Source organism: Luteithermobacter gelatinilyticus, from assembly GCF_005849285.1.
Lineage (GTDB): Bacteria > Pseudomonadota > Alphaproteobacteria > Sphingomonadales > Emcibacteraceae > Luteithermobacter > Luteithermobacter gelatinilyticus.
This window is the reverse complement of record NZ_CP040517.1, coordinates 1,717,394-1,730,862: the sequence shown is the minus strand read 5'-3', so window position 1 is coordinate 1,730,862 and position 13,469 is coordinate 1,717,394. Positions and strand designations below refer to the sequence as shown.

Annotated in this window: 13 protein-coding genes; 3 read left to right on the top strand and 10 right to left on the bottom strand. The window is 54.7% G+C overall.

Annotated features, from left to right (window positions below):
- The first annotated feature begins 100 nt into the window (after positions 1 to 100).
- From FE788_RS07820 to der, 3 genes are all read left to right on the top strand, one after another.
- Complete coding sequence (locus FE788_RS07820; RefSeq protein ID WP_138380108.1) at positions 101 to 745, top strand: tetratricopeptide repeat protein; 645 nt, start codon at positions 101 to 103, stop codon at positions 743 to 745.
- 22 nt (positions 746 to 767) lie between these two features.
- Entirely contained in the window at positions 768 to 2,114 is a 1,347-nt protein-coding gene (locus FE788_RS07815; RefSeq protein WP_138380107.1) for an outer membrane protein assembly factor BamB family protein, read from the top strand.
- A gap of 106 nt (positions 2,115 to 2,220) precedes the next feature.
- Positions 2,221 to 3,639 (top strand): ribosome biogenesis GTPase Der, encoded by a 1,419-nt coding sequence (gene der / locus FE788_RS07810; RefSeq protein ID WP_138380106.1) that lies wholly within the window; start codon positions 2,221 to 2,223, stop codon positions 3,637 to 3,639.
- Positions 3,640 to 3,783: 144 nt separating this feature from the next.
- Here der and FE788_RS07805 read toward each other — a convergent pair whose 3' ends face one another.
- The 10 genes from FE788_RS07805 to rpsR form a co-directional block, all read right to left on the bottom strand.
- Positions 3,784 to 4,521, bottom strand: a complete 738-nt coding sequence (locus FE788_RS07805) for an SDR family NAD(P)-dependent oxidoreductase (protein ID WP_138380105.1) — start codon at positions 4,519 to 4,521, stop codon at positions 3,784 to 3,786.
- Position 4,522: 1 nt separating this feature from the next.
- Positions 4,523 to 5,977 carry an amidophosphoribosyltransferase gene (gene purF, locus FE788_RS07800; protein ID WP_138381332.1) on the bottom strand — a complete coding sequence of 485 codons (1,455 nt, stop codon included), beginning with the start codon at positions 5,975 to 5,977 and terminating at the stop codon, positions 4,523 to 4,525.
- 166 nt (positions 5,978 to 6,143) lie between these two features.
- On the bottom strand, positions 6,144 to 6,791 hold the full coding sequence (locus tag FE788_RS07795; RefSeq protein WP_138380104.1) for a CvpA family protein: 648 nt from the start codon (positions 6,789 to 6,791) through the stop codon (positions 6,144 to 6,146).
- A 5-nt stretch (positions 6,792 to 6,796) separates the two neighbouring features.
- Positions 6,797 to 8,170 carry a DNA repair protein RadA gene (gene radA / locus FE788_RS07790; RefSeq protein ID WP_138381331.1) on the bottom strand — a complete coding sequence of 458 codons (1,374 nt, stop codon included), beginning with the start codon at positions 8,168 to 8,170 and terminating at the stop codon, positions 6,797 to 6,799.
- 2 nt (positions 8,171 to 8,172) lie between these two features.
- Positions 8,173 to 8,964 carry an ABC transporter ATP-binding protein gene (locus FE788_RS07785; protein ID WP_138380103.1) on the bottom strand — a complete coding sequence of 264 codons (792 nt, stop codon included), beginning with the start codon at positions 8,962 to 8,964 and terminating at the stop codon, positions 8,173 to 8,175.
- On the bottom strand, positions 8,961 to 9,737 hold the full coding sequence (locus FE788_RS07780) for an MlaE family ABC transporter permease (protein ID WP_138380102.1): 777 nt from the start codon (positions 9,735 to 9,737) through the stop codon (positions 8,961 to 8,963). The genes FE788_RS07785 and FE788_RS07780 overlap by 4 nt, the downstream gene beginning before the upstream one ends.
- Before the next feature lie 35 nt (positions 9,738 to 9,772).
- The gene (gene alr / locus FE788_RS07775; protein WP_138380101.1) at positions 9,773 to 10,909 is read right to left on the bottom strand and encodes an alanine racemase; all 1,137 of its coding nucleotides are present in this window, start codon (positions 10,907 to 10,909) and stop codon (positions 9,773 to 9,775) included.
- On the bottom strand, positions 10,909 to 12,438 hold the full coding sequence (locus tag FE788_RS07770; RefSeq protein ID WP_138380100.1) for a replicative DNA helicase: 1,530 nt from the start codon (positions 12,436 to 12,438) through the stop codon (positions 10,909 to 10,911). Before FE788_RS07770 ends, alr begins: the two co-directional genes overlap by 1 nt.
- A gap of 103 nt (positions 12,439 to 12,541) precedes the next feature.
- On the bottom strand, positions 12,542 to 13,186 hold the full coding sequence (gene rplI / locus FE788_RS07765; RefSeq protein ID WP_138380099.1) for a 50S ribosomal protein L9: 645 nt from the start codon (positions 13,184 to 13,186) through the stop codon (positions 12,542 to 12,544).
- Positions 13,187 to 13,197: 11 nt separating this feature from the next.
- Positions 13,198 to 13,461: a 30S ribosomal protein S18 gene (rpsR, locus tag FE788_RS07760; protein WP_138380098.1), complete on the bottom strand. Its 264-nt coding sequence runs from the start codon at positions 13,459 to 13,461 to the stop codon at positions 13,198 to 13,200.
- Positions 13,462 to 13,469: the final 8 nt, after the last annotated feature.

The following is a 13,469-nucleotide window of genomic DNA, read 5'->3' as shown; positions in this document are numbered from 1 at the left end:
TTTTTCCATATCTGTGGCTTTGCCGATTGCCTTCTGAGGCGAGGCGGGCTATCTTGTGCAGCACTATCCATCAAGGGAAAAATAAAACAGGAGACCTTGATTGTCTGAAGAATTTATTCGTGAAGTTGATGAAGATCTGCGTCATCAGCAGCTCGTTTCCCTCTGGAAAAAATACGGCGTGTATATCATTGGAACGGCCGTAGGGGTGATATTGTTTGTGGCCGTTTTCCAGGGCTATGGGAAATATATGGAAAGCCGGTATGCGGAACAGGCGCTGGCTTATGGCGAAATGTTGAAAACCCTGGAGCAGGGGGAGACGGCAAAAGCTCTGGAGCAACTCAACGCGCTTGAGACATCCGCCGTGGAAGGTTACCAGATGCTTGCTGCCTTTAAAAAGGCGGATATCCTTCTGAAGGAGGGAGACAGAATGGCGGCGGTCTCTGCGCTGGATGCGTTGGCGGCATCAGGAGATGTGGATCAGGTTTACCGAGATCTGGCCCGCTTTCAGGCCGCCACCATGCTGATTGATATGGCGACATATGAGGACATCAAGGCCCGTCTCGATCCTTTGACACGTGAAGGCAATACCTGGCAGTTTCTGGCGCTGGAAATGCTGGCGATGTCTGCCTTGAGAAACGGAGATTCGGCGGAAGCCCGGGAGGTTCTTACGAGCCTGGTGGAGAATCTGGAAACTCCCGCAACCATCAAGCTGCGCGCAGAACAGCTGTTAAATATCATTGAATAAGCAGACAATAGTGGGACCATCCATGGTGTTTCAGTTTTCCCCCGCCTTCAACAGATTTCGCTATCCTCTTCTTGCTGTAATGATCGGCAGTCTTGCCGCTTGCGGCGGAAGATCAAGTCCGACCAGCAAGGACCGGCTGGAAGGAGAACGTATTCCGGTGTTGACTTTTGAACAGACACTTCAACCGGATTCCGATCTGCACAATCTTCAGATTGTGTTACCGGCGCCGCAAGTGAACCCGGAATGGCCGCAGGCCGGTGGCAATGCCCGTCATTATCTGGGGCATCCCGCGCTGTCCGATAATCCCCGCAAGATATGGAGTACGGACATTGGGGAAGGATCCAATGGGCGCCACGGTCTGGGCAGTATGCCGGTGATCAGTGACGGACGCGTCTATATGATTGATTCCCGGGCTGTTGTGCGGGCCTTTGATGCCGAAACGGGCCGCAAGATCTGGGAACACAAATTTAAGGAAGAAGGGGAAACTGAAAAGAACGCTTATGGCGGGGGGGTGACCACCGGTGGCGGCAGGCTTTTCATCACGAACGGCTATGGGCATGTGGCGGCAATGGACCCGGCGACGGGGGAGGTAGTGTGGCAAACTAGGACCGGAACCCCGATGCGCGGCGCGCCCACCTATGCAGACGGGCGTGTTTTTGCCTTGACCAATGACAATCAGACCTATGCCATTGATGCGGAAAATGGCGAAATTCTCTGGAATGAGATTGGTATTGCAGAAGTGGCTGGCCTGTTGGGGGCGGCAAGCCCGGCTGTGATTGGTACAACGGTTATTTCCGCCTATTCTTCGGGCGAAATTTATGCCATGCGGGTGGAAAACGGCCGCGGGTTGTGGTCCGATACCCTGTCTCGGCAAGGGCGGCTGACAGCTATGGCAAGTCTGAGGGATGTGGATGGTCATCCGGTCATCTATGACAACAAGGTCTACGCCATCAGTCATAGCGGCCGTATGGTGGCCATTGACTTGAGGACCGGGACTCGTATCTGGGAACAGAATGTGGGCTCGCAGCATATGCCCTGGGTGGCCGGGGACTTTATTTACGTGGTCACCCCGGAAAGTGAGCTGATCTGTCTGACCCGCCGGGATGGAAAAATCCGCTGGATTACTCAGCTGGAACGTTACAAAGATCCCAATTCCCGCAAGGAACCGGTGCATTGGCATGGACCGTTGCTGGCGGGGGATCGTCTCGTCGTGACCTCATCCCACGGTTATGCGGTTTCCGTTTCGCCTTATACGGGAGAGTTCATCAGTGGCCTGAAGTTGCCGGGAGATGCGGAAATGGGGCCGATTGTCGCCAATAACACGCTTTATATCATGACAACGGATGGCGAACTGGTGGCGTATCGTTAGGGCCCGGGAGCGGCTTGCGCGCCAGAATATTTTTAACAAACGGATTTGATTCTTTGGCCCGTTTTGGTAAAAAACGGGCCAGTTTTATTGAGACAGGGTTCCGGAAATGTCCTTTACTGTCGCTATTATTGGTCGTCCCAATGTGGGAAAATCGACATTGTTCAACCGGTTGGTCGGCAAGCGGCTGGCGCTTGTGGATGACACCCCGGGGGTGACGCGTGACCGGCGTGAAGCCTTGGCGCGGCTGGGGCCATTTAAATTCAGGATCATTGATACGGCAGGTCTTGAAGAAGGCAAGGGCGATAGCCTGTCGGCGCGCATGTGGCGGCAGACGGAAAAAGCCATCGAGGAAGCCGATTTTTCCCTGTTCATGATTGATGCCCGTGCCGGCGTGACGCCGCTGGACCGGCATTTTGCCGATATTCTGCGTAAAGGCAATCACCCTTTGCTGCTCCTGGCCAACAAGGCCGAAGGCCGGGCGGGAGAGCAGGGGCTGTATGAAGCCTACGAACTGGGGCTGGGAGACCCTATCCCGGTTTCCGCCGAACATGGCGAAGGGCTGGCGGAACTGATCGAAGGGTTTGACAGAATGATTTTCGATCTTAACCTGGACAGCGGCGAGGGAGAGGATGACGAGGTCACTTCCAAATCCGTTGATATTGTCGGGGAAGTTACCGAAGAACAGGAAAGCGAAAGCGAAGTGGACAGCGGGCTTCCCCTGCAGATGGCCATTGTCGGCCGGCCCAATGTGGGCAAATCCACACTGGTCAACAGGCTTCTGGGCGAAGATCGGCAGATTACCGGGCCGGAAGCGGGGCTCACCCGGGATACGATCGGAATTACTTTCGACTATCAGGGGCGTGAGATCCGCATGTTTGATACCGCTGGCCTGAGACGCAAAAGCCGAATTCAGGACAAGCTGGAAAAACTATCTGTGGCGGACACCATTCGGGCCCTGAATTTTGCCGAGGTGGTGGTGCTGATGGTGGATGTGACCCAGCCCTTTGAACGGCAGGACCTGAACATTGCGAGCCTGATTGTGCAGGAAGGGCGGGCGTTGGTCATTGCCCTGAATAAATATGACCTGATTGAAAACCGTCAGGAAGTCATGAAAGATATCCAGTATAAGCTGGAGCATACCCTACCGCAGGTCAAGGGTATTCCCCTGGTGCCGTTGTCGGCGCTCACGGGGCGTCATGTGGACAAGCTTATGCCGGCGGTATTTGAAGCCTACCGGCAGTGGAACCGCCGCATCAGTACCGCCAAGCTGAATAAATGGCTGGCGGCAACGACGGAATATCATCCGGCGCCTTCAGTGAAAGGCAAACGTATCAAGTTGCGTTACATGACCCAGGTGAAGACCCGGCCGCCGACTTTTGCTATTTTCTGTAACCGGCCGGCGGATGTAGCCACCAGCTATCAGAGGTATCTGATCAATGAGTTGCGTTGGGATTTCGATCTGCCTGGCGTGCCGATCCGTCTTCTGCTGCGTGGCGGTGACAACCCCTTTGCCAAAAAATCCTGAATATAAGCCATGATCTGTGCGGGGTGATCTATCCCAATGCTATGATGGCTGTTATCTACCATGTTTGAGGGGTTCATTCCAGAGACGGGACAGTAGTATGATTGCGGCTCACTCGCAATAATGACAAGTGGTTGAGAATTCACTTCAAAGCCTGTCTTTCCAGTCCCGAAAGTCGAAGACTTCCCCATTGGCGGTGCAATCGGGCAGGCAGAGTTTCAGGAAAAGCGGGGTAAGTTCTGCGGGGTGCGGCAGGGTTTGCGGATCTTCCCCCGGCATGGCGCGCGCGCGCATGGCGGTGCGAGTGGGGCCAGGATTGATCAAATTGGTTCGCAGATTGGTTTTATTGGTTTCAGCAGCATAAGTTTTCACCAGGCATTCCAGGGCGGCCTTGGTGGTGGCGTATCCGCCCCAGTAAGCGCGGGGATTTCGCGCGACGGTCGAGGTGACAAAAATCGCCCGCCCGGCTTCGGCGTTTCTCAATAACGGGTCGAAGGATCTGAGCAACCGCCAGTTGGCGGTGACATTGACAGTCATGAGATCTTCCCATTCCTTAGGGCGGATATGGGGCAGGGGGGAAAGCGGCCCGAGAATAGCGGCATTGCCGATCAGAATATCCAGGCGACCGTATTTTTCCGCCACATGGCCGCCCAGCCGGTCTATGCCGTCAAAATCTTTCAGGTCCAGGGGCACAAGGGTTGCTTCCCCGCCTACGGTGCGAATGCGATCATCAAGTTCCTCAAGACCGCCCACTGTGCGGGCTACAGCAATAATATGGGCGCCTTGTCTGGCGAGTTCCAGACTCACCGCCGCGCCAATGCCTCGCGAGGCACCGGTCACCAGAGCGACTTTACCATCCAGTTTTTTGTCGTCTGTGATGCTCATGTCATGAATCCGTGAGAAATGATATTTGTTTTTCCCCTTCACCCAGGGATTCATCGGTAAGCGGGGTGGGGTAATCCCCAGTGAAGCAGGCATCGCAATATTGCGGGCTGTCATTATTGCGCCCGCTTTCCCCCACTGCCCGGTACAGCCCGTCAATACTGATAAAAGCCAGGCTGTCCACTTTGATATATTGGGCCATTTCCTCGACATTCATGCGCGAGGCAAGAAGCTTTTCTTTTTTCGGGGTATCCACGCCGTAAAAACAGCAATCTGTTGTGGGCGGACTGGCGATTCGCATATGCACTTCTTTGGCGCCGGCCTGGCGCATCATATCGACAATTTTGACGGATGTGGTGCCGCGCACGATACTGTCGTCAATCAGTACGATGCGTTTACCGCGAATTTCGGCCTTGTTGGCGTTGTGTTTGAGTTTTACGCCCAGATGCCGGATCTGGTCGGAGGGTTCGATAAAGGTTCGACCCACATAATGGTTACGGATAATGCCGAGTTCAAAGGGGATTCCGGACTGTTGAGCATAACCGATAGCCGCGGGCACCCCTGAGTCGGGGACCGGGATAACCATGTCCGCCTCTACGCCGCTTTCTTTGGCCAGTTCCTGGCCGATGCGTTTGCGGACTTCATAAACGCTGCTGTTATTGGTGATGCTGTCGGGGCGGGAAAAATACACATGTTCGAAAATACATGGCCGGGGCTGCTGGGTGGGGAACGGTTTATGGGAGGTAATGCCGTCCGCATCAATAACCACCAGTTCGCCGGGTTCCACATCCCGAATATAGTCGGCGCCGATAATATCAAGGGCGCAGGTCTCGGACGCGAAAATATAGGTTCCTTCGGAAAGTTTGCCCAGCACTAGGGGGCGTACACCCAACGGGTCACGAGCGCCGATCATTTTCTTTTGCGACAGGGCGACTACGGAATAGGCCCCTTCGATCCGTCGCAGGGCATCAATGACCCGGTCCACCAGATTCATATAGGTGCTGGTGGCGACCAGATGGATGATCACTTCGGAATCGGATGTGGACTGGAAAATCGCCCCTTTATCCACAAGGAGTTTGCGCAGGGTCCAGGCATTGGTCAGATTGCCATTATGGGCCACGGCAAATCCGCCGGAGGACAGATCGGCAAACAGCGGCTGAATATTGCGCATGGCGGATCCGCCTGTGGTGGAATAGCGTACATGGCCAATGGCTGCATTGCCGGGAAGGGACTGGATAACCCGTTCGGAATTGAAGTTATCAGCCACATGGCCCATGGATTTATGGGTATGAAACTGTTTGCCGTCAAAGGAAACAATCCCCGCCGCTTCCTGACCCCGGTGTTGCAGAGCATGCAGACCAAGAACCGTATGGGCCGCCGCTTCCGGGTGGTTGTATATGCCGAAAACGCCGCATTCCTCATGCAGCTTGTCATCATCAAACGGGTTTGTACCGAGAATATCTCGGTCCGGCGTCTGATGAATTTGTGTTGCCGGAGAGGGGGCCGTCCCGTCAAGGACGGGGGACTCAAAAGAGGGGGTCTTTTTATCCATCATGCTAAAGCCAGCTCGTCTCTGTGGTTACACGGGCGTTATATTGCCAAATCAATGGTATGTGAACCTTTTTTTATTCTTTCGAGTGTTTCTTGAAAAGTTCGTCAAGCGCCTGGGCATCATCTTCGTGGTATCCGGGTTCATCCGGATGTTCCGCCGGGAAGGAGGGAACCATTTTTTTCAGGCGTTGCAGGGCTTCGATATCCTTGCGGCGCTCTTCAAAATCCATATCTTCCTTATAAGGATTGATGGCGTTCAGCATACTGGCCCCATATTGTACCAGTGGACGGGATCGGGAGTCCAGAAACCAGTCCGGGTATTTTTTTTCCGAAATAAAGGGAGTGGTCAGAAGATAAAAAAAGCAGATCAACAATATGCCGCGGGCGAGGCCGAATAAAACGCCAAGCCCGCGATCCACGGCACCCACATGGCTTTCCTTGATTTTTTTACCGATGGTTGACGCGATCAGTTTCAGCAAGACCAGGCTGAGAGCGCCAAGCAGGGCGTAGGTGAGGATGTCCGCCATAAATTCGGGGCGGATCAGTTGATAGGCATAAGGCGCCACGAGGGGGTGTCCCTGCAGGGTCAGGAAGATCGCTCCGCCAAGGGCCGCAAGGCTTAGGGCTTCGGTCGTGAATCCCCGGGACAGGGAGACAATGGCGGACACCAGAAGGATCACCAGGACCACGGCGTCAAAAGGATTGATCGACAGGCCATCCATAATGTTTATCCCTCGAAATCTGCTGCGACAAGATCAACGAGTTTACGAATTTCGTCAAGCTCGATAAGGCGCAGCTCCTTCCCCTTATGTTTAATATTAGCCGGAATATAGGCTTGTTCAAACCCCAGTTTTGCGGATTCCTTCAGCCGGGCATCGGCCTGTCCAACGGGGCGAATCTCTCCGGACAGACTTATTTCCCCGAACAGAACGGTCTCCGCAGGTATTGGACGCCCGGAAAGTGACGAAATCAAGGCGGCTGCAACTGCAAGATCCGCCGCGGGTTCGTTGATCCGAAGCCCTCCGGCCACATTGAGGTAAATGTCATAACCGCCAAGCCCCAGCCCACATCGAGCATCAAGCACAGCAATGATCATGGCGAGTCGCCCGCTGTCCCAGCCGACCACGGCCCGACGCGGCGTGGCCAGGGAAGAGGGGGCAACAAGGGCCTGCATTTCCACCAGCAGCGGCCGTGACCCTTCCATGCCGGCAAATACCGCGGAGCCTGTGACCTGATCGCTGCGATTGCCAAGAAACAGGGCGGAAGGGTTGTGCACTTCCTGCAACCCCTGGTCGCTCATTTCAAAAACCCCGATTTCATCGGTGCCGCCAAACCGGTTTTTGACGGCGCGCAGGATGCGGAACTGATGTGCCCGTTCCCCTTCAAAATACAGTACCGTATCCACCATATGTTCCAGCACCCGGGGACCGGCGATCTGTCCATCCTTGGTGACATGTCCCACAATCAGCACGCAGACATTGCGGCGTTTGGCAAACCGGATCAGTTCCTGGGCACAGGTGCGCACCTGTGCCACCGTGCCGGGCGCGGACTCGATGGTGTCTGCATACATGGTTTGGATGGAATCGATGACCACCACCTGGGGCGTTGTATGTTCGAGGGTGCTGACAATATCCCGCAGACTGGTTTCCGATCCCAGTCTGACTGGGCTGTCAGCCAGCCCTAGACGCCGTGCCCGCATGCGCACCTGGTTGGTGGATTCCTCGCCAGAGATATAGACCGCAGAAATGCCTTTATGGGCCAGGCGGCTCATGGCCTGCAACAATATAGTGGATTTTCCGATCCCTGGATCGCCCCCGATCAGCAGCGCCGAGCCCGGCACCAGACCGCCGCCACAGGCCCGGTCAAATTCCTTGATCCCACTGACCATACGCGGCGGTGCAGCTTCGCTGCCTTTCAGATCTCCAAGCTCAATGATACGGCCCTTGGCATTGGCGGCTCCTCTGCCAAGACCCGAAGGAAGGCTTTCGTCCGTCTCTTCGACCAGACTGTTCCATTCGCCGCAGCCCTCGCATTGTCCCATCCATTTGGAGGTGACGGTGCCGCAGCTTTGGCAGACATATTTCTTTCGCGCCCTGGCCATCATCAACTCTTAAGGATTTCCATATGGATCGGCCCTTCGGCGCGGCCGTGAATAAATTGATCCACATAGTCATTGCCGCTGTGATCAATCTGATCCCGGGGGCCGCTCCATATAATGTTGCCCTTGTAAATCATAGCGCAGCGGTCGGCAATCTTGCGCACGCTCGACATGTCATGGGTAATGGTCAGTGTGGTTGCCCCCAGATCCTTCACGCATTCCACAATCAGGTCATTGATCACATCCGCCATGATCGGGTCAAGGCCTGTGGTCGGTTCGTCAAAAAAGATGATTTCCGGTTCGTGGGCAATGGCGCGGGCGAGGCCGACGCGTTTTTGCATGCCGCCGGACAGTTCTGCGGGACTCAAATCCGCCACGTCCGGTTCAAGCCCTACCCGGCGCAGTTTTTCAATGGCGACGTCCCGGGCTTCCTTGCGGCTGACGCTTTTTTCCGCAAGAAGACCAAAAGCGACATTTTCCCAGACCGGTAGGCTGTCAAACAACGCCGCGCCCTGAAACAGCATACCGAATTTGCGCAGAATTTTGCGCCGGTCCCGGTTTTTCATCCCTACGGTTTCCTGGCCGTCGATTTTGATGCTGCCCCCGTCCGGATGTAAAAGCCCGAGGATACATTTCAGCGTAACGGATTTTCCGGAGCCCGAGCCGCCGATGATCACCATGGATTCCCCGGGCATGATGTCCAGGTTGATGTTTTCCAGTACGGTTTTGCGCCCGAACTGTTTGCGAACGCCCTGAAGGCTGATTTTGGGCTGATGTATAGGGGAAGATTTGTTCATGTGCCGAAAAACATCTCTGTCACAATATAGTTGGAAAGCAAGATCAGGATACAGGCGGACACCACAGCATTGGTGGTGGCAACCCCTACGCCCTGGGCGCCGCCGCGGCTGTAATAACCGTGATAACAGCCCATCAGGGATAACATGAATCCAAAAACGGCGCCTTTGGTCAGGCTGGCCATGACGTCAATCTGTTCCAGAAAGTCCACGGTGGTGGTGATATAGGTGCTGGGATTAAACCCCAGCTTGCCTGTGGCAATTAAAAAACCGCCGAACACGCCGATGGTATCCGCCACGATCACCAGCATGAACGGCATCATGATGGTGGTGGCCAGAACCCGCGGCGCAATCAGATATTTAAAGGGGTCCGTGGACAGGGTGGCCAAGGCGTCAATCTGTTCCGTGACCCGCATGGTGCCGATTTCGGCGGCCATGGCGGCGCTGACACGTCCGGCAACAATCAGACCACACAGCACCGGACCCAGTTCGCGCACAATGCCGATCACGACGATGCTGGGCAGCACGCTTTCCGCATTAAAACGAGAGCCGCCTTCATAAATATTGAGCGCCAGCGCGGCACCGGTAAACAACGACGTCAATCCCACCACCGGCAGGGAATAATACCCTACGGTCATCATTTGCCGGACCAAGGACCGCAGATAATAGGGGGGGGCAAACATGTGGCTCACCGAAGCAGTAGCAAACAGGCCGACGCGCCCGGCGGCTTGTAGGAACAGAAAAACCACACGCCCGATAATGGCAAGAAAATTCATTATGCTTATGATCCGCTTTACAGTAAATCTGTCAGTTAATCTATGGGGATATAGATCCGTTGATAACGCTCTCTCACCCCTGTCAGAATTTCATATTGGCTTAGGTTAGACAGTTCAGACGCCTTTTCAAGTGTAATGTGCGGCCCCAAAAGCTCTACTTCCTGTCCGACCTTGACGGTACTGAGTTTTTCGTCGCTGATGTCAAGGGCCAGCATGTCCATGGATACCCGGCCCACTACCGGCACGTCTACGCCGTCGATAAAGGCCCGTCCCGTATTGTTAAATTTCTGAAGATATCCGTCCGCATATCCCACATTGACAATGGCGATGCGCCGACTGTTCGGGGCGGTCCAGGTCGCTCCATATCCCACTGTCATGTTTTTTTCCAACTGGCGGATCTGTAATACTCTACCGGTGATGGTGCAGGTCGGGCGGATGCCCTCCGGCAAGGGGGCCGGGATGGCAGGATTGCCGCCGAACATCAACAGGCCCGGCCGCAACAAGTCAAAATGGTAGCTTCGCCCCAGGAGAATACCGGCAGAATTGGCAAGACTCGCCGGGCAGTCCGGGAAGGCCTCACATATTTTGTGGAAGGCATGGCGCTGTTTTTCGTTCAGCGGGTGATCGGTCATATCGGCACAGGCCAAATGGCTCATAACCAGACGGATCGTCAACGCGTTCAGGGGTTCCGGCGTATTCAATAGTCTTTCTGTCTGTTCGGGAGAAAAACCAAGCCGGTTGATTCCGGTATCAAAATGTAGGGCACAGGGCGCCCCCCCGCCAAGTTCTCTCCAGAAGGCCAGCTGTTCCGGCGTATTGAGAACCGGGCGCAGGTCATGATCCCGGAATACTGTTTCATGCCCCGGGAAAATTCCATTCAGCACATAAATGACCGCTTGTGGCACGTGCCGGCGCAATTTCACGGCTTCCGCCAGATTGGCGACAAAAAACTGGCGACAGCCCGCATGGTGATATAATGCGGGGGCGACCCTTTCGATTCCCGTGCCATAGGCGTCGGCCTTGACCATCGCGGCGGCCTCGATATCGTTCGCCAGTCGCCTAATGGTTTGATAATTTTCAACGATTGCCGGCAGGTCAATGGTCAAACTGGCCTGGCAATCCGAAGGAAGTTCCCATATGGTTGCCTCCGGGATCATCATGTCGGAAGTCATCAGAAATTGCGCTCCGGTAAATGATCGTCCGCCATGGGCGGGTCGGAAAATTTGGTGGTTTCGCTGTTAAAACGCAATTCAATAATGCCGGTAGGGCCGTGACGCTGTTTCCCGATGATGAATTCGGCCTTGCCCAACATTTTGTCGCATTCCTCCAACCAGGTCACATGTTCCGGTGTCCCGGGGTCAGGCTGTTGCTGGTGCAGGTAATATTCCGGGCGGTAAACAAAAGTCACCATATCCGCATCCTGCTCAATAGACCCGGATTCACGCAGGTCAGACAGAAGGGGGCGTTTGTTGTCCCGGGATTCGATGGTTCGGCTGAGCTGAGAAAGGGCCAGAACCGGAATCTGAAGTTCTTTGGCTAAGCCTTTGAGGCCACGGGTAATTTCGGAAATTTCCTGGACCCTGTTTTCCGGGCCTCTGCCTCTGTCATTGCCTCCGCGCAACAATTGCAGATAGTCCACAATCACCAACCCGACACCATGCTGGCGTTGCAGGCGGCGCGCCCGGGTGCGCAGGCCGCCAATGGTAAGCTGAGGGGTGTCGTCGATAAACAGCGGCAGTTCCTCAATCTCCTGTGCGGTGCGGGCAAGCCGGTTGAACTGCTCCTGATTGAGTTGACCTTTGCGCAGATCCTGGGACGGCAGTTGCGCCTGTTCCGCAAGAATACGGGTGGCCAGCTGATCAGCAGACATTTCCAGAGAGAAAAATGCCACCACCGCGCCGCGGTTTTCTTCATGAGGAATGCCGGCGCGGGCCTGTTCCAGATAGGCCTTGGCGGCGTTGAAGGCGATATTGGTGGCAAGCGCCGTTTTTCCCATGGCGGGACGGCCCGCCAGAATAACCAGGTCGGATTTATGCAACCCGCCAATATGATTGTTGATGGAAGTAAAACCGGTTGTCACGCCTGACAGTTTCCCGGCGTTTTTTCGGGAAATTTCAATGACTTGTACGGCTTCTGCCGCGGCCTTGGCAAAACTTTTGAAGCCGCCCTCGCTGGCCCCGGTTTCGGCCAGGGAATAAAGCGCCCGTTCAGCGTTTTCAATTTGATCCTGAGCGTTTTTGTCCAGATCATGATCATAGGCGTCGTTGACAATATCGGTGCCGATCTTGATCAATTCGCGTTTGAGCGCCATCTGGTAGATGATCTGGCCGTAATCGGCGGCATTGATGATGCTGATGGACGAGCCTACGAGAGAGGCCAGATACGCCGCCCCGCCCACCTCTTCCAGGGTTTCTTCCTGCTCGAAATAAGGTTTCAGGGTGACCGGCGAGGCAATCATGCCTTTTTCGATCAGTTTGCGGCAGGCCTCATAGATTTTTTGATGGGCGGCATTGGCAAAATGTTGGGCTTCCAGAAAATCCTGAACCTGGGCAATGGCGTCATTATTGGATAAAATTGCGCCAAGCAGCGCCTGTTCCGCTTCGAGGTTATGGGGGATTTCACGGAATTTCGCAGCATTATAGGCGATGACATTGGTGTCTTTGTCGAGAGGAGTGCTGGGGATTTCCGGGTTGTCTGCCATAACGTTTTCTGATCTCCGATTCTATAGGGGACATCATAGTTCATAAGCATGAAAAAAGGCAACCAAATGGCTGCCTTTTGAAATTCGATAAGGGGAAAAAAGACTATTCGCTTTTGTTTTCTTCTTCTGTCTCCGTAGCTTCGGCCTCAGTTTCAGCTTCGGGTTCAGAAGCTTCTTCTGTGGCTTCCGCGGAAAGCTCTTCAATAACTTCTTCCGGTTTTTCGAAATAGTCTTCGACGGAAATCTCTTCGGCAGCTTCGCGGGCCCGGACTTCTTCGCCTTTGGCCTGAATTTCCGCTTCATCCTTGGAACGGGCCACATTGATGGAAACGGTGACGCTGACTTCCGGGTGCAGACGGATTTCGATGGCGTAAATGCCGATGGATTTGATCGCCCGATCCAGAACGATCTGGTTGCGGTTTACCTGATAGCCTTGTTCCACGAGGGCTGCGGCAATGTCCCGGGAAGACACAGAACCGTAAAGCTGTCCGGAATCCCCGGCGCTGCGGATAATAATGGCGGAAACATTGTCCATTTTCGCAGCAACTGCTTCGGCCTCTTTTTTGGCTTCCAGATTGCGGGCTTCAATTTCCTTGCGCTGAGCCTCGAAATAATCGAGGTTGGCCTTCGTGGCTCTCAGGGCCTTGTTCTGCGGCAGCAGGAAGTTACGGGCATAACCGTCCTTAACGCTCACCACATCCCCGATCTGTCCCAGCTTGGCGATACGTTCAAGAAGAATGACTTGCATGTTTTGTCTCCTTATTGAACCACATAAGGCAGCAGGGCCAGGTTACGTGCCCGTTTGATGGCCCGGGCCAGCTCGCGCTGTTTCTTGGAAGAAACGGCGGTAATCCGGCTGGGGACGATCTTGCCACGTTCGGAAATGTATTTGGACAGCAGACGCACGTCCTTATAGTCAATGGTCTGGGCATTTTCCCCGGAGAAGGGGCATGACTTACGGCGCCGGAAGAAGGGGCGACGTGAGAAACCGCCTGCGCGGGGGGTATCTTTTTTCTCTGACATGGGTAATC